The 16,213-nt window shown below is 75.6% G+C and carries 15 protein-coding genes; 3 read left to right on the top strand and 12 right to left on the bottom strand.

Translation table 11 applies throughout. The annotated features are described in order from the left end of the window. Nucleotides 1–29: 29 nt before the first annotated feature. Nucleotides 30–1,625, top strand: a complete 1,596-nt coding sequence (locus ACWCYY_RS37015; RefSeq protein WP_345284101.1) for a glycerol-3-phosphate dehydrogenase/oxidase — start codon at nucleotides 30–32, stop codon at nucleotides 1,623–1,625. Nucleotides 1,626–1,687: 62 nt separating this feature from the next. Here the strand turns inward: ACWCYY_RS37015 and ACWCYY_RS37010 are convergent, their stop codons facing one another. The 3 genes from ACWCYY_RS37010 to ACWCYY_RS37000 form a co-directional block, all read right to left on the bottom strand. Further along, entirely contained in the window at nucleotides 1,688–2,839 is a 1,152-nt protein-coding gene (locus ACWCYY_RS37010) for a hypothetical protein (protein ID WP_345284068.1), read from the bottom strand. 80 nt (nucleotides 2,840–2,919) lie between these two features. Beyond that, the gene (locus ACWCYY_RS37005) at nucleotides 2,920–4,293 is read right to left on the bottom strand and encodes a GntT/GntP/DsdX family permease (RefSeq protein WP_449798541.1); all 1,374 of its coding nucleotides are present in this window, start codon (nucleotides 4,291–4,293) and stop codon (nucleotides 2,920–2,922) included. A gap of 52 nt (nucleotides 4,294–4,345) precedes the next feature. Continuing rightward, a complete protein-coding gene (locus ACWCYY_RS37000; protein WP_345284070.1) occupies nucleotides 4,346–4,876 on the bottom strand; it encodes a gluconokinase in 531 nt (176 codons plus the stop codon). Nucleotides 4,877–4,989: 113 nt separating this feature from the next. Here ACWCYY_RS37000 and ACWCYY_RS36995 point away from each other — a divergent pair, with 113 nt between their 5' ends. After that, nucleotides 4,990–5,682 (top strand): FadR/GntR family transcriptional regulator, encoded by a 693-nt coding sequence (locus ACWCYY_RS36995; protein WP_345284072.1) that lies wholly within the window; start codon nucleotides 4,990–4,992, stop codon nucleotides 5,680–5,682. Here ACWCYY_RS36995 and ACWCYY_RS36990 read toward each other — a convergent pair. From ACWCYY_RS36990 to ACWCYY_RS36950, 9 genes are all read right to left on the bottom strand, one after another. Continuing rightward, nucleotides 5,679–6,569 carry a GNAT family N-acetyltransferase gene (locus ACWCYY_RS36990; RefSeq protein ID WP_345284074.1) on the bottom strand — a complete coding sequence of 297 codons (891 nt, stop codon included), beginning with the start codon at nucleotides 6,567–6,569 and terminating at the stop codon, nucleotides 5,679–5,681. The two genes, ACWCYY_RS36995 and ACWCYY_RS36990, sit on opposite strands and share 4 nt — an antisense overlap. Then, on the bottom strand, nucleotides 6,566–7,516 hold the full coding sequence (locus ACWCYY_RS36985; protein ID WP_449798545.1) for an arginase family protein: 951 nt from the start codon (nucleotides 7,514–7,516) through the stop codon (nucleotides 6,566–6,568). Before ACWCYY_RS36985 ends, ACWCYY_RS36990 begins: the two co-directional genes overlap by 4 nt. 284 nt (nucleotides 7,517–7,800) lie before the next feature. Then, the gene (locus tag ACWCYY_RS36980) at nucleotides 7,801–9,687 is read right to left on the bottom strand and encodes an ABC transporter ATP-binding protein (protein WP_449798540.1); all 1,887 of its coding nucleotides are present in this window, start codon (nucleotides 9,685–9,687) and stop codon (nucleotides 7,801–7,803) included. Continuing rightward, nucleotides 9,680–11,278, bottom strand: a complete 1,599-nt coding sequence (locus ACWCYY_RS36975) for an ABC transporter transmembrane domain-containing protein (protein ID WP_449798539.1) — start codon at nucleotides 11,276–11,278, stop codon at nucleotides 9,680–9,682. Before ACWCYY_RS36975 ends, ACWCYY_RS36980 begins: the two co-directional genes overlap by 8 nt. Then, on the bottom strand, nucleotides 11,275–12,714 hold the full coding sequence (locus tag ACWCYY_RS36970; RefSeq protein WP_449798538.1) for a hypothetical protein: 1,440 nt from the start codon (nucleotides 12,712–12,714) through the stop codon (nucleotides 11,275–11,277). Before ACWCYY_RS36970 ends, ACWCYY_RS36975 begins: the two co-directional genes overlap by 4 nt. After that, nucleotides 12,711–13,901 (bottom strand): diaminopimelate decarboxylase family protein, encoded by a 1,191-nt coding sequence (locus tag ACWCYY_RS36965; protein WP_345284080.1) that lies wholly within the window; start codon nucleotides 13,899–13,901, stop codon nucleotides 12,711–12,713. The genes ACWCYY_RS36970 and ACWCYY_RS36965 overlap by 4 nt, the downstream gene beginning before the upstream one ends. Before the next feature lie 68 nt (nucleotides 13,902–13,969). Next, entirely contained in the window at nucleotides 13,970–14,134 is a 165-nt protein-coding gene (locus ACWCYY_RS36960) for a hypothetical protein (protein ID WP_345284082.1), read from the bottom strand. Between the two features lie 88 nt (nucleotides 14,135–14,222). Next, nucleotides 14,223–15,386: a hypothetical protein gene (locus ACWCYY_RS36955; RefSeq protein ID WP_449798537.1), complete on the bottom strand. Its 1,164-nt coding sequence runs from the start codon at nucleotides 15,384–15,386 to the stop codon at nucleotides 14,223–14,225. Further along, entirely contained in the window at nucleotides 15,383–15,652 is a 270-nt protein-coding gene (locus tag ACWCYY_RS36950) for a hypothetical protein (protein WP_345284086.1), read from the bottom strand. The genes ACWCYY_RS36955 and ACWCYY_RS36950 overlap by 4 nt, the downstream gene beginning before the upstream one ends. Nucleotides 15,653–15,895: 243 nt before the next feature. On the opposite strand from ACWCYY_RS36950, the gene ACWCYY_RS36945 reads away from it, so the two are divergent. Then, nucleotides 15,896–16,210, top strand: coding sequence for a hypothetical protein (locus ACWCYY_RS36945; RefSeq protein WP_449798536.1), 315 nt, complete (start codon nucleotides 15,896–15,898; stop codon nucleotides 16,208–16,210). Nucleotides 16,211–16,213: the final 3 nt, after the last annotated feature.

Below are 16,213 nucleotides of genomic sequence, written 5' to 3'. Positions count from 1 at the left end.
CCGCCCGCACCGGCACCGCAACACACACCATGGCTTCCATCCCGACCCTGGGCGCCGGCTACACCACCGGACGTACCGCCTCCCGCGCCGAGGCCCGCGAGCTGCTGGGCAAGGCCACCTACGACCTCCTGGTGATCGGCGGCGGCATCCTCGGCACCGCCACCGCCTGGACCGCCGCCCAGTCGGGCCTCAAGGTCGCCATGGTGGACGCGGGCGACTTCGCCGGCGCCACCTCCTCCGCCTCCTCCAAGCTGGTCCACGGCGGTCTGCGCTACCTGCAGACCGGCGCGGTCAAGCTGGTCGCGGAGAACCACAAGGAGCGCCGCGTCCTCTCCACCGACGTGGCCCCGCACCTGGTCAACCCGCTGACCTTCTTCGTGCCGGTCTACAAGGGCGGCCCGCACGGCGCCACCAAGCTCGGCGCCGGCGTCTTCCTCTACTCCGCGCTCTCCGCCTTCCGCGACGGCATGGGCCGGGTCTCCACCGCCGCGCACGCCGCCCAGCAGGTGCCCGCGCTGCGCACCGAGGGCCTGCGCTCGGTCGCCGTCTACGGCGACCACCAGATGAACGACTCCCGGGTCGCCGTGATGACGGTGCGCGCGGCGGTCGAGGCCGGGGCCGTGGTGCTCAACCACGCCGAGGTGACCGGACTGCGCTTCACCGGCGGCCGGGTGACCGGTGCCGAGCTGAAGGACCGTCTGGACGGCACCGAGTTCGGCGTCAACGCGCGCCTGGTGCTCAACGCCACCGGCCCGTGGGTCGACCACCTGCGCCAGATGGAGGACAAGGGCGCCGCCCCGTCCATCCGCCTGTCCAAGGGCGCGCACGTGGTGGTCAAGCGGCGCACCCCGTGGCGCGCGGCGCTCACCATCCCGATCGACAAGTACCGCGTGTCGTTCGCGATCCCGTGGGAGGACCACGTCCTGCTCGGCACCACCGACGAGGAGTACACCGGTGACCCGCGCGACGTGCGCGCCACCGAGGCCGACATCGACCAGATCATGGGCGAGGCCGGCCACGCGATCCGCGACGAGCACCTGGACCGCGACCTGATCACCTACGCCTTCGCCGGCCTGCGCGTGCTGCCCGGCGGCCCGGGCGACACCGCCGCCGCCAAGCGCGAGACGGTCGTCACCGAGGGCCGGGGCGGCATGCTCTCGGTGGCCGGCGGCAAGTGGACGACGTACCGTCACATCGGCCGCACCGTCCTGGAGAAGCTGGCCCACGTGCCCGGCACCGGTCTGCGCGAGGACATGTCCCCGATCCCGGCCACCGTCCCGCTGCCCGGCGTCGGCGCCCCGAACGCGGTGGCCCACCGCCTGCTCGTGGACCGCGAGCCCGGCTCACGGATGGAGCCGCTGGTGGCCAAGCACCTGGCCTCGCACTACGGCACCCTCTCCTTCGAGATCGCCCACCTGATCGCGGAGAACCCCGAGCTCGGCGAGCCGATCCACGCCGACGGCCCGGACGTCTGGGCCCAGGTCGCGTACGCCGCGGACAACGAGTGGGCGTACACCGCGGACGACGTGCTGCGCCGCCGCACCACCATGACGGTCCGTGGGCTCGACACCCCGGAGATCCGGGCCGAGGTGGACGCCTTCCTGGCGAAGCGCGGCAAGAAGTAAGGCACCGTCAGTACGGCCGGAACGGCCCGCCCCTTGCCACGGGGGGCGGGCCGTTCCGGCGTTCAGCGGCGCAGTCGGTTCCGCCAGGAGCCGGGCCCGTCGGCGGCGGCCTTCGCGGGACCGGGCCAGCCGAGCACCTCGCCCGCGAACCAGATGGCGGGCCGGTCGGCGGCCCACCCGTTGAGCACGGCCGCGACCCGCTCCGCGTCGGCCAGGCCGGCGAACAGGCCGTCCGGGCCGGTGCGGACGCCGAGTTCGGCGAGGGCGTCCCCGGACGGGTCGTGGCAGCGCCAGGTGTGCAGGTGGCCGGCGTCGTAGCCGATCACCTCCCAGCCGAGGCGGGTGCCGCCCTCGTCGAGGGCGGGCGGGGAGGCGAGGTTGGCGAGCAGCACCGGGTCATCGCCGTCGGCCTTGCGGACCGCCCTGGCCAGCACCTTCGCCTGACCGGGGGTCACCAGCAGTCCGAGCAGCCGGGCCGGCGGCCCGATCCGCAGCCGGGCGCAGGCCGCCAGCGCGGCCTCCCGGGAGGAGAACCAGTGGTCGTCCCGCGGCAGTTGGCCGACCCGGCAGGCGGCGACGGAGACCTCGTCCCCCTCCGGTTCGACCACCAGGTAGCCGGCCACCACGGCGGCCTCGTCCGCGGAGCGCGGCGGGGGCAGGCGGCGGGTCTGCTTCACCAGCAGAGGCAGCCGGTCGCAGCGCTCGGGGAGGCGGCGCTCCTCCAGCCAGAACAGGTAGCCGCGCAGGTCCTCCTGGAGCAGCTGGTCGATGTAGTCGACGTAGCCGCGCAGCTCCTGGACCAGCTGGTCCTGCTCCCGGTCGCCGGTGCCGGCGCGGTGCGCGGCGGCCTTGAGGGCCCACTCCTTGACCCGACCGCGCTCGTACCACCAGGCCCGGACGGCGGCCGGGGTCCAGTGCTGGTCGCCGTCCATCGCGTAGTGGCGGTCGGGGTGCTTGCGGACCTCGGCGACCAGGCTCTGGACCTGCAGGACGTCGGTGGGCTGACGGTAGACCAGGTCGGCCACCACCCGCTCCTCGTGGGCGAGCAGCTCGGCGGCGTCGCGCGGCGGGGAGTCGGCCTCCCGGACGGTGCCGTAGAACGGGCCCGGGACACCGCGCCAGTTGCGTTCGGCCCAGCGGCCGTCGAACGGGTCGCCCTCCCGGGCGACCTCCCGGAGAGCCGCCGGGACCGGATCCCAGTACCTCGCGGACACGTACGCCCCTCCCCCGTGGAAACACCGGACGGCCGCCACCCTTCCAGCGGAGGGTGGCGGCCGTCCATGGCCCGGCCGGGCTAGATGATCAGGCTCAGCGGGAGGATCAGGCAGATCGCGGTGACCGAGATCAGGGTCTCCATCACCGACCAGGACTTGAGGGTCTGACCGACCGTCATGCCGAAGTACTCCTTCACCAGCCAGAAGCCCGCGTCGTTGACGTGCGAGAGGAAGAGCGAGCCGGCGCCGATGGCGAGCACCAGCAGGGCGGCGTGGGTGGTGGAGAGGTCGGCGGCCAGCGGGGCGACGATGCCGGCGGCGGTGATGGTGGCGACGGTGGCGGAGCCGGTGGCCAGGCGGATCAGCACGGCGATCAGCCAGCCGAGCAGCAGGGCCGAGATGTGCCACTTGGCCGACCAGGAGCTGACGGCGTCCCCGACGCCGACGTCGATCAGGGTCTGCTTGAAGCCGCCGCCCGCGCCGACGATGAAGACGATGCCGGCGATCGGGGCGAGCGACTTCTCCATGGTGGTGGAGATCCGGGCCTTGGTGAAGCCGGCCGCCCGGCCGAGGGTGACCATGCCGAGCAGGGTGGCGGCGAGCAGTGCGATCAGCGGGGAGCCGATGAAGTCGGCGATCCGCTGGGGCATCGCCTTGGGGTCGTCGATGACCACGTCGGCCAAGGCCTTGCCGAGCATCAGGACCACCGGCAGCAGGATGGTGGTGAGGACGGCGGCGAAGGAGGGGGTGCGCTCGGGCTTCTCGGTGGCGGGCGGGGCCGGGGGCAGCTCCAGCGGGCCGACCCAGCGCTCGGCGAAGCGGGCGAACAGCGGGCCGGCCACGATCAGGGTGGGCACCGCGATCAGCAGGCCGAGCGCCAGGGTGACGCCGAGGTCCGCCTTGAGGGCGTCGACGGCGACCAGCGGGCCCGGGTGCGGGGGCACCAGGCCGTGCAGCACGGAGAGCCCGGCCAGCGCGGGGATGCCGAGGCGGATCAGCGGGACGTTCCCGCGCCGGGCGACCAGGATCACGATCGGGATCAGCAGCACCACCCCGACCTCGAAGAACAGCGGCAGGCCGAGCACGGCGGCGATCAGCGCCATCGACCAGGGCAGCATGCGCTTGGAGGAGCGGCGCAGCACGGTGTCGGCGACGATGTCCGCCCCGCCGGAGTCGGCGAGCAGCTTGCCGAGCATGGCCCCGAGGCCGATCAGCAGGCCGACGCTGGCCACGGTGGAGCCGAAGCCGGCCGAGAAGCTGGAGAGCAGCTTGTCGAAGGGGGCGCCCGCGACGGCGGCGAGCACGCCGGAGCCGAGGATCAGGGCGAGGAAGGGGTGCAGCTTGAAGCGGGTGATCAGCAGCACGATGACGCCGATGCCGAGCAGCACCGCGAGCAGCAGGACGCCGTCGCTGGAGGTGTGCGGGAGCGGGGCGGCGAGGAGTTGGGTGGTCACGCGAGGTCTCCGTTGAACAGGCGCGGGGTGTGGGGGAGGTGGGGGTGCGGGGTCAGGCGGACCGGGCCGTGATCAGGTCGGCGGCGCGGTCGGCCAGTTCGGCGGGGGTGTGGTCGACGTCCAGGGCGAAGCCGGGCTCGTCCGCCCGGAGCGGTTCGAGCGCGGCGTACTGGGAGTCGAGCAGGGTGGCCGGCATGAAGTGGCCGGTGCGGGCGGCCAGCCGGGAGCCGATCAGTGCCCGGTCGCCGGTCAGGTGGACGAAGCGGGTGGCCGGGGCCTGGGAGCGCAGGGTGTCGCGGTAGCTCCGCTTGAGCGCGGAGCAGGCCACCACTCCCCCGGTGCCCTCGGCGACCCGGCCGCCGAGCCAGTCGGCGAGGGCCAGCAGCCAGGGCTGCCGGTCGGCGTCGTCGAGCGGGACGCCGGCGGCCATCTTGGCGATGTTCGCCGGCGGGTGGAAGTCGTCGGCCTCCGCGTACGGGAGGCCGAGCCGCTCGGCCAACAGGCGGGCGACGGTGGTCTTGCCGACGCCCGACACGCCCATCACCACGAGGGTGGGCGGCTGGTTCTCGACGCTGAGACCCATGGCTGGTGCTCCTTGTTCTGACTGGTCACGACTGACACTGCCGCAAAGGTATGACTTATTCAAGGGGCGGCAACCCAATCGTCATACATATGTGGCGAAGATATCCTGAGCCGATGGAGATCCAGGGCCTGCCCGGCCGACTGCTCGCCGACCTCGGACCGGCCATCGCCTCCGGCGAGATCCCCGAGGGCGCGGTGCTGCGCAGCGAGGAGCTCGAGGCGAAGTACGGGGTGTCCCGGACGGTGGTCCGGGAGGCGGTGCGCATCCTGGAGTCGATGCGGATGGTCGCGCCCCGGCGCCGGGTCGGCATCACCGTGCAGCCCAAGGCCGGCTGGGACGTCTTCGACCCGCTGGTGATCCGCTGGCGCCTCGCCGGGGCGGACCGCTCCGCGCAGCTGCGTTCACTGGGATCGCTGCGGGTCGCGGTGGAGCCGGCGGCCGCCGCCCTGGCGGCCGTCCACGCCACCGACGACCACCGGCGCGAACTCGGCGCCCTGGCGGTCGAGCTGACGGTCAGTGCCCGCTCCGACCTGTCGGTCTTCCTGCAGCACGACATCGCCTTCCACGCGACGGTGCTGCGCGCCTCCGGCAACGAGATGTTCGCCCACCTGGGCGACACCGTCGGCGCCGTGCTGACCGGGCGCACCGAGCACCAGCTGATGCCGCATCAACCCGAGCCGTACGCGGTCGCGCTGCACCGCGAGGTCGCCGACGCGATCTGCGAGGGCCGCTCGGGGGACGCCGAGACGGCGATGCGCACCATCGTCCAGGGAGCCCTCGACGAGCTGAACGAGGTGCTGGGCTAGCAGGCCGCCGTGAGCAGCAGGGCGTGGCGGGTCCAGCGGCGGGTGGGGTGGAAGTCGAGGCCGGCGAGGGTGTCGAGAAGGGCTTCCGCCGCGCCCAGGCTGACGGTGCGGTAGGGGGCCGGGGCGCGGCGGATGAGCTCGGCGGCGAGGTCGCGGGCGATGCCGGGGCGGGCGTCCGGGTCGGCGCAGAGGGTGTCGATCCAGAGGTCGTGCGGGGCGTCGGGCCATTCGAGGGTGAGGGCGAAGCCCACGGGCGGGCCGTCCTCGTGGAGGGTGGCCAGCAGGCAGGAGTCCCGGCGCAGGCAGGGGTGGCGCAGGGTGGAGACCAGGGCCTCGTCGCCGCCGCGGGTGCGGACCGCCCCGGCGGTGGCGCGGCGGTAGAGCTCGCCCATCCGGGCGGCGTCGCCGGGGCGGAGCGGGCGGAAGGACAGTCCGGGGCCGGCCGCCGGGAGGGGGCGGATCGGGGCGCTGGCCTCCAGGAAGGGGGTGGCCGTGAAGCCGCGGGCGGTCAGCATCGCGCGCAGGCCGGTGTCCTCGCCGAGGCAGTCGACCACCAGCTCGACCAGGGTGGAGGAGGCGGTGGCGGCGGCCCGGTCCACCGCCCAGTCCAGCAGCGCACCGCCGACGCCGCGACGCCGCCAGGGGCCGAGCACCTCCCCCGCGCACTCGACCAGGGCGAAACCCCCGCCCCAGTCCTGCCGGTTGGCCGCGTAGCCGGCGATCCGGCCGCCCACCCGGGCCACCACGGCGTCGCCGTCGGCCAGCGAGCGCGCCAGCACGGCCATCCGCTGGCCGTCCATCCCGGCGGCGCCGCCGCGGCCGTACGCCTCCAGGGCGTCGTTCAGTTCGGGGAGCTGATCCGGGGTCAGCTGCCGCAGCTCGGTCACGACGGTCTCCCCCGGAGTTCGGCGGTGCGGTGGGCGGCGGTGCGGTGCAGCGCAGTGTGGTGCAGGGCGCTGTGGTGCAGGGCGTGCAGCAGCAGGGCGGTGGCGGTGACGCCCGGGGCCTCCTCGGGGCCGGGCAGGTACTCGACCAGGTCGAGGCCGGCCACCGGGAGGCGCTCGCACAGGGCGGTGAGCAGGCCGAGCGCCTCGCGGTAGGACCAGCCGCCGGGCAGCACCGTGCCGGTGCTGGGCATCACGGCCGGGTCGAGCACGTCCAGGTCGAAGCTGAGGTGCCAGTCCAGGCCGGCCGGCAGGCGGCGGACGATCTCGTCCGGGTCGGTCTCCAGGGCGGTGCGGCCGGGCCAGCGCTGGAGCTTCGCGCAGGCCTCGGGACGCTCCGGGGTGAGCTGGCGGACGCCGAACTGGGCGACGCAGGCCACCGCCTCGCTGCCGAGCACCCAGTCCAGGAAGTTCCCGTGGTGCACGCCGGTGCGCGGACCGGTGCGCACCCGGCCGTAGTCGTGGTGGGCGTCGAAGTGCAGCACTCCGATCGGGTGGTGACGGCGGGTCAGGCCGTCCACCACCCGCAGGGTGAGCGAGTGGTCCCCGCCGAGGACCACCGGGACCTTGCCGGCCTGGGCGGTCAGCGCGACCAGCTGCTCCAGGTCGTCCAGCAGGTCCGCACCGCCCGCGCCCGGCACGGCCGTCAGGTCGCCGACGTCGGCGAGCGCGACCCCGGCGAGCAGCCGGCGGTCGTGCTCGGCGTCGTACATGCCGCGCAGCCCGGGGTCGGCCCGGAAGACGGTGGTGCTGACCCGGCGCAGCGCCTCGGGGCCGAACCGGGCGCCGGGGCGGTAGGAGACGCCCTGGTCGTAGGGCGCGCCGATCACCACGAAGGCGGCCGGGCCGTTGAGTGCCTCGGCCACCGTGGAGAGCGGCGTGCCGTACAGGCCGGTGCTGCGCCCGGGGCCGGCCGCGGTCTCCTGGGCCTGTAGCGCGCCCGCCTCGACGAGCACGGCGACCGTCCGGCGGACGGCCTCGGAGCTGCCGGGGGCGGTGCGCTCCAGTCGGGCGGCGACCGCCTCCGCCGTGGCGGGGACGGCGAACTGGGAGAGCACGTGCAGCGCCCGGCGGCCGAGCCTGACGCTGCGTCCGGTCTCGGGCCAGACCAGCTCGCTCTCCTCGCCGCCGCCGTCCAGCCTGGCCGCGCCCGGGGTGACCCGCAGCGTCTCGTTCACCGGCGCCGCCCGTCGTGTGCGCCGTCGGCCGCGGCCGGCTGCACCGCGGACGGCACCGGCGCGGACGGCTCCAGCGTGGTCAGCCAGGCCGCGCGGAGCCGCGCGTACGGGCCGTCCGCGTCGCGCAGGTCCTTCGGAGCGCCGCTCTCGACGATCCGGCCGTGCTCCAGCACCACCACCCGGTCGCTGCGCTCGGCCGTCCAGAGGTCGTGGGCGACCTGGATCACGGTCGTCCCGGCCAGCGAGCGGGAGAGCTCGGCGGTGAAGTGCCCGGCGGCCCGCTCGGAGAGCCCGGCGGTGGCCTCGTCGAGCAGCAGGACCCGGGGGCGGCGCAGGAAGAGCCGGGCGAGGGCGAGTTGGCGCGCCTGGGCCGGGGTCGGCGGGTGGCCGTCCTCGCCGAGGGCGGTGGCCAGGCCGCCGGGCAGTCCGCGGACCCAGCCGTCGGCGTCGGCGGAGGCCAGGGCCGCCCACAGCTCGTGCTCCTCGGCCTCGGGGCGCGCCAGGGTGAGGTTGTCCCGGACGGTGCCGTGGAAGACGTGGTCCTCCTGGGCGACCAGCACCACCTCCGCGCGGCCGCCGACGGCCGCCTCCTGACGGCCGATCAGCACCCGGCCGGAGTCCGGCCGCAGGGCGCCGGCCAGCAGGGTGGCGAGGGTGGTCTTGCCCGCCCCGGAGGCGCCCACCAGGCAGATCCGCTCGCCGGCCGCCACGTCCAGGTCGAGGGAGTGCAGGACGGGGGCGCCCTCGGCGTAACCGAAGGTCAGGGCCTCGCAGCGGACCGGCAGCCCGGCCGGGCCCGGCCCGGTGCGAGCCGCCGGGAGGTCGAGGGCACCGACCCCGACGCCGAGGATGCGGCCGAGGGCTGCCCCGGCGGCCTGGGCCTCGCCGAACCAGTAGATGAGGTCGTCCAGCGGGGTCAGCACCGCCCGCAGGTAGAGCGCGATCACCGCCACGTCGCCGACCTGGGCGTGGCCGCCGCGCACCAGCCAGGCGCCCCAGCCGACCACCACCAGCAGCGGCAGGTGGTAGCCCGCCTGCACGGCGGGGAACCAGGCGCGCTCCAGCCGGACCGGCTCCCCGGCCAGCCGCCGCCAGGAGCCGACGCTCCGTCGGGCCGCCTCCCGCCGGGCCGGGCCCAGGCGCAGCGTGGTGACGGCCTCGTGGCCGCGGACGGTCTCGGTGAGCGCACCGGTGGCGGCGGCCCGGGCGGCCAGCTCCTCCCCGTACGCCTTCGGCGCGCGCCGCACGTACCACCGGGTGGAGAGCAGGATCGGCGGGACCCCGACCAGGCAGCCGAGCGCGACCAGCGGGTCGACCAGGAAGGCGGCGCCGAGGGTCATCGCCACCGTGACGGTGCCGACCACCGTCTCGGGCAGGCCGGTGCGGGTGATGTCCTGGACGGCGTCCATGTCGGAGGTGGAGCGGGAGAGCACCTCGCCCTGGTCGACCGTCTCCAGTTCGCGCACCGGCATGGCGAGCAGGCCGTCCAGGAAGTCGTTGCGCAGGACCGCGAAGATCCGCTCGCCGAGGGCGAAGGACCAGGAGGCGGCGGTGAAGGCCAGGCCGGCGTGCACCACGAGGGCGGCCAGGATCAGCAGCACCGGGCCGAGCAGGCCGACGGCCCGCCCGTCCGCGATCCGGTCCACCAGCGAACCGAGCACCAGCGGCGGCACCAGCCCGCCGGCCACGGCGGCCGCGTGCACCAGCACGATCGCGGTCAGCCGGCCCCCGAACCGGGCGGCGAGCCCACCGACCCGGCGGCGGACGGCGGTGCGGTCGGCGACCGGCAGCACCGGCGCGGGCCCGGCCACCGCCCGGCCCCCGGGCCCGGACGGCACGTCAGCCACCGGCGGGGCCGGGGAGAGGGACGGAGCGTCAGACATCGGAGCCCTCCTCGACGGCCAGGACGTGGTCGGCCACCGCGCGGAACGCGCCGGCCGAGCCCAGGACCAGGGTGGTGCGGCCGCGCCGGTGCTCGGCCACCCGGCGGGCGATCTCGATCTCGGTGACCGCGTCCAGCGCGGTGGTCGGTTCGACCAGCACCAGGACCGGCGGATCGCCGACCAACGACCGTGCCAGCGCCAGGCGTTGGCGCTGGCCTCCGGAGAGGTTGCGGCCCTCGGCGTCGATCCGGGCGTCCAGGCCGCCGGGCAGCCGCGCCACCACGTCGTCCGCGGCCGCGGCCCGCAGGGCGGCGGTGAGCTCGCGGTCGCCGTGGCGGGCGGCCGGGTCCAGCACCTCGCGCACCGGGCCGGCGAAGAGCACCGGGCGGGCGCCCTGGATCCGCACCGCCGCGCCCAGCGCGTCGGGGTGGAACTCGCGCACCGGGCGTCCGGCCAGGGTGGCGCCCTGCTCGACCGTCAGGCCGACCAGGCGGCGGGCCAGCCGGTCCGGGTCGTAGCCGCCGGGGGCGGCCAGCACGCTCAGGCCGCCGAGCGGGATCCGAAGGCCCGTCAGGCCGTCGGCGGGCTCGGCCCGCTCGGGCACCTCGGCGGTCCCGGTCCAGGGGCGCTCGGGCGCGGCCAGCAGGGCGGTGACGTTCCGGGCGGCCACCCGGGCACCGGCCCGGGCCGCGCCGTACCCGGCGGCGGTGGTGACGGGGGCGACCAGGTAGGCGGAGGCGGTGTAGAAGGTGACCAGGTCGGTGGGCGGCACCGAGCCGGCGGCGGCCAGGGTGCCGCCGAGCCAGACCAGGGCGGCCAGGAAGAGGCCGGGCAGCAGGGTGCCGGAGACCAGCAGCAGGGCCTCCGTCCGGGCCACCTCCACCCCGGCCCGCTCGGTGGCCGCCGAGGCGGCCCGGTAGCGCTCCCGCACCACCCGCTCGGCGCCCAGACCGCGCAGCACCCGCAGCCCGAGGCCGATGTCGGAGCTCAGCGCGGCCACCGTGCCGAGCGCCTCGCGCTGGCGCTCGCGGCGCTCCTCCAGCGGCTCGGCCACCTTGCCGGTGAGCCGCATCAGGCCGGGCACCCCGGCCAGCACCACCAGGGTGACCAGCGGGGAGATCGCCAGCAGGTACCCGGCGACCACCAGCAGGCCGAGCAGCGAGGCGGCCAGCCTGATCCGCACCACCGGGAAACCGGCCACCCGGGAGACGTCGTACGCCGCCACGGTGGCCACCTCGGCGGGCGGGGTGCGGGCCGCCACGTCCTGCGGGGCGCGGGCGGTCTTCTCCCCGATCTCCTCCAGCAGCGCGGCGGTGGCGCGCAGTCCGAGCCGGGCGGCGATCACGTGCCGGGTGACGTTGGTGGCGATGCCGGTCACGACGGCGGCGCCCAGCGCGGCCACGTACCGGGCCAGCCCGCCGCCCTGGCCGGCCGCCGCGCCCAGGGCGGCGCCGACCAGCCAGGGCAGCGCTGCCTCGGCCGCCGCGCCGGCCAGCGCCAGCGCGGTGAAGGCGGCCAGCGGGCGCCGCTCGTCCCGGGTGATCCGGGCGGTCAACTCCCGCAGCGGCGTCGAGGTCTGAGGGTCGCTCACGTCAGCCCCACCGGTGCCAGGTCGTAGGTCGCGCGCAGGTCCTTCATGGACTGGTGGTCTCCGATGTCGAGCAGCAGGTCGCAGAACAGGTTGAGCGAGGGGCCGCCCCGGGAGCCGGCCGCGAGCTTGAACAGCCCCTGGCCGGTGGCCGTGCGGGGCACGACGGTCTCGAAGCGGGTGGTGCGGAAGCCGAAGCTGTTGCCGTAGACGGCGGCCAGGCCGCGCCGGGCCACCTCGTGCCGGATCGCGGCCAGCAGCAGGCCGTGGTCGGCGAGCGCGTCCTCGCGCAGCTCCACCACCACGAACGGGCTCTGGCCGCGCCAGGCGGAGGAGCCGAGTGCCGGGTGGGCGACGGTGCGGAACAGCGGGCGGGGCGAGGAGGCCAGCCGCTCGGCCAGGCGGGCGTTGTTCCGGTAGACCTGCCCGGCGTGCCGTCTGGTCCAGGTCTCGTCCAGCAGGAAGGGCGCGTCCAGGGCGGCCACCGCCGGGGCGGCCAGGCCCTGGCCCGTGGTGGCGCGGACCAGCCGCAGCGTCCCGGCCAGCCGGCGGGCCGTCAGCTCCCCGGTGTGCGAGCGGTGCTGGTGGATCTCCAGCACGCCGAGGTTGGCCACCTCCAGGCCCTGCTGGTCGAGCTTGAGGCCCGAGCGCACCTCGATCACCAGCGGGGCGCCGGCGGGCGAGGCCAGGGCCTTGAGCACGGCGGCCCGGGGCCAGGCCGGGGAGACCAGGGTGGTGTCCAGCACCACCACCGGCGGGCGGTGGGGGCCGCGCCGCCAGCCGTTCACCAGGGCGTTGACGTCCAGCACGTCCAGCGCCCAGTTGTAGCGGACCGGTTCGAGCAGCAGCACGTCCGGCGCCCCGGGCCCGGCCCAGGCCTCGGCGAGCCGGCCCGGGCTCAGCCTGCGCGGGCGCAGGGTGGTGCCGGAGAGGTACTCCAGCAGCAGGTCGGTCTCGAAGTAGTCGCCCCAGAAGTCCAGCCGCAGCGGGCGGCGTTCGGTGGGAGCCAGCAGGTGGGCGAGCGACTGCACCAGGTGGGAGAGGGCGGCCATCCCGCTGCCGAAGGCCAGCACGGTGCGCTCCCAGCCCTCGGGCGGGGCGCTGCTGCGGCCGGCCAGCGCGCGCTCCACCGCCTCGGCGGGCAGGCTGCGCTCGTAGCCGTGCCGCAGCGGGGCTCCGCCGGGCAGGGAGCGCTCCTGGGCGAGGTCGGGCGAGCGCTGGAAGCGCTCGTCCATCCGGTGGCCCCGGCGCAGCAGCAGGGTGCGGACCTGACGGGACGCCAGCTCCAGCCGCCACTCGGCATCCGGGCCCTCGCCGGTCTCCTGCCGCAGCTCCCGCTCCAGCGCGGCCCAGACGGTGGCGTCCTCGGCGCCCTGCCCGGCGGCCAGCGCGGCCATCCCGGCCAGCAGCTCGCGCTCCAGCTCCAGCGCGCCGCTCATCCGAGCTCCTCGACCTTCCCGTCGGCGAGCGCGTACTCGGCGGGCAGCGGCAGCAGGTTGAACCGCCGGGAGTTGGTCCGGGTGTACGCGCCGGAGGCGGTCAGCACCACCCGGTCCCCCGCCCGCAGGGCGGGCAGCGGGGCGGGGCTGCGACGGCCGAGCACGTCGGTGCCGAAGAAGTCGTTCTCGTAGAGGGTGTCCCCGGCCAGCAGGGTGGGGCGCAGCTCCTCGTCCTCGCGCGGGCCGGTCAGCGGGATGAGCTGGGGCCGGTGCCAGGGCGCGAAGTTCCAGGCGGAGCAGTCCACGGTGAGCACGTCGGCCTTGAAGTGCGGGTGGTCGCGCTCCGCCGAGCGGACGGTGGTGACCAGGTAGCCGTGCGGGGCGAGCACGGCGCCCCCGGGCTCGAACTGCAGGCGCACGGTGCGGCCGGTGCGCCGGGTGAAGTCGGCCAGGTCCTCGGCCACCTGCTGCCAGGTGCGCAGGGTGCGCAGGCGGTCGGTGTAGAGGCTGAAGAAGCCGCCGCCGAGGTCGATCTCCTCCACGTCGGGGTACGAGGCGGCCACCGCCAGCAGGTAGCGGAGCTTGTAGCGCAGGTGACGGGGCGTCATCTGGCCGGTGTGGGTGTGCAGCCGGGTGAGGCGGCAGCCGGTGCGCTCCAGCACCGCGCCGATCCTCGGGTCGGTGGCGTACACGCCGAAGCGGCTGCCGGCGCCGAAGGTGGTGGAGCCGTCCTCGATCGCCTCCGGCAGCGGGACCCGCAGCCGCAGGCCGACCGGGCCGCCGGGGCGGGCGGTGCAGAACTCGTCGAGCTGCTCGACCGAGCTCGCGTCCGGCACCACGCCGTGCTCCGCCAGCAGCGGCAGGTCGTCCGCCCGGAAGGACGGGCCGGTGGCGGTGATCCGGCGGAAGCCCGCCAGCACGGCCAGGGTGAGCTCGCCGACCGAGGCGACGTCGGCGCCCAGGCCCAGCGAGGCCAGGAAGGTGAGCACGCGCGGGGTGTGACAGGCCTTCAGCGCCAGGTTGAGCTCGGCGGGGCCGACCCCCTCGACGTCCGCGCGCAGCAGCTCGACCGAACGGCGCAGGTTGTCCAGGTCGTAGAGCAGCGCGGGCGAGGGCAGCCCGGCCAGCCGGGCCAGCAGGCCCTCGCCGGGGGCACCGATCAGCGGCTCGGCGTTGGTGGCGGGCATCGGCGGCTCTCCAGGGGGTGGGTCGGGCGTGGGCCCGGCTGCGGCGCCGCGGCCGGGCCCACGCGTCATCAGTTGCCGGACGGGCGGGAGCCCGCGAGGACCGACAGGTCCGTGCGGATCACCCGGATGTCCGTCTGCATCACGTCGGCACCGGTGGTGCCCTCCTCGACCTCGACGTCGAACTCCGCGAAGACCTCCGACAGGGCCGACTCGAGCGCGGCGATGTCACTCATGCCACTACCTCCTCTCCAAGGACGCACTGCTCCCCCGCGGCTCGGGGAGACGGGACGTGGGACGCCGCGGTCGGTGGGGCGCCGCGGTTCAGGCGGCGTCGTGGGCGCCCGCGGGGGCTCCCGCGTGGGCTCCCGCGTGGGCGTGCAGGGAGGAGCCGTCCGGGAGCCGGAGCTCCCCGAGGGCCTCCACCGCGGCGGTCAGCCAGTGCGCCAGGCGGTGGCCGTCCGGGCCGAGCTCGGCCGTGACCGGGCCGCCGTCGAGCGCACGGGCGAAGTGGGCGGCGCGGGCCCAGGCCGTCACCGTCTCGGCCAGCGCGCCCTCGACCCGCTCCTCGTCGGGCTCGGTGACGGCCAGCCCCAGGTACAGCAGGGCCTGGTGGGTGTAGACGTGGAAGGCGGCGAAGGTCCGGTCGGCGCTGAAGTGCCGGGTGCGGCTGGAGCCGAAGGACCAGGGCACGCCCACCGTGGCGGACCGCTCGTCGTGGTAGTCGGGGCGGAACAGCGAACGGGCCAGGCTGATGTCGTTCAGCTTCTGGTGCAGGCACTCGTGCACCAGGAGCTCGGCGGCCAGCCGGTCCTGACGGAAGGTCTGCTCGGCGACGAAGACCACCAGTGGCGCGGCGTTGGTGTACCCGCTGTACGGCTGCTCGCCCCGGTAGGGCACCACCAGCCGGGCGGCGGACAGCACGTCCCCGGCCAGCCGGGGCAGGCCGCGGCGGGCCAGCGCCACGGCCCGGGCCCGGGCGCCCTCGGCCTGCGGGGTGACGGCGGCGGGACGCGCCTCGACCGGGGCCCCGCCGACGGTCGTGGTGGCGGAGAAGAGTGCGAGGAAATGCCCGGTGACCCAGTGTCCGGGGCCGGTTCCGGGGAATTCCGGAGCATTTTCCCCCTTCGTCTCCGAATCGGTTTCCAGCTCCGGATCCGACGACATCCGGGAATTCAGCGCGACGTACCGGGCGAGCGCTTCCCGCCCGTTCTCGGTGCGCCCGGCGCTGCATTCCCGCAGGGCCTCGTCGACGGCCGCCCGGCGCAGGCTCTCGGCCCACGGACGCTCCGTCGGGGCCACCGCCGCCGGGTCGGTGCCGGTGGCCCCGGCGCAGACCCGGGCGGCTCCCCGGTAGTAGGCGGCGGCGGTGCCGGCGATGGCCGAGCCGTCGCCGAGCGCCCCGGTGGAGAGGTGCTGCTCCACCCTGGCGTGCAGCGTCCGCCCCTCGGCCCGGAAGGCCGGGAGCCTCGCTCCGGCGGGGCTCATGCCAGCAGTCCGCTCGCCCGCAGGGTGCTCAGCCGCTCGGCGACGATCCGCCCGGCCCGCTCGGCGCCGCCGGGCAGGCCGAGGGCCCGCACCCGCTCGGCGATCCCGGCGGCCGGCCGTCCGTCGCACAGCTCCAGCACGTACCAGCTCAGGCGGTCGAGCACCGCCACCCGGACCGGGGACTCGAAGAACACGAAGGCGGCCGACAGATCGGCGAACGGTTCGAGAATCCATCCGGACGTCCGGGACGTGACCTCTGATTCCATGGTGGTTCCCCCGTTTTACTGGAATCGCTCCGGCCTTTCGGAGTGCCCCGAAGCTACTGCGCTCGCCAGGACCACGTCAACGGTCGCGCGCGGCCTTTCCGCCCCACCGGGGAAACGGGCATATGCCGGTCGCGAAGCGGAATGCGGACGCCTCCGGACGGAACCGGTGGAATGGCACCGGCCGGGCTGGGCAGGCTGTGGGAGCGGACGGGGGAGTCCGCTGATCCTTCGGAGGTACCCGGAATGCCAACTGCGCGTCGTCGCCGTCTGCCGGACGAGGTGCGGGCCGCCGCCGTGCGGGCGTGGATGTCCTTCTCGTTCACCCTGGTCGGCCTGATCGTCGCCACGCTCGCCTCGTACGCCCGCACCTGGCTGCTGACCCCCGCCCTGGTGGCGATGGCCGTCGGGGTGTTCGGCACCGCGTGGAGCCTGCTGGAGATCGTGATCTCCCGTCAGATCGCGGCCCAGCGGATGCGCGGCCCGCACGCCAACTCGCCGATGGCGGGCAGCAAGCAGCGGCGGCGCCCGGCCCGAGGGCCGGACGCCGCCGCGAGGTGAGGG

The organism is Kitasatospora sp. NPDC001664, from assembly GCF_053596675.1.
The sequence above is the reverse complement of the archived record's forward strand: the minus strand, read 5'-3'. Positions and strand labels throughout refer to the sequence as shown.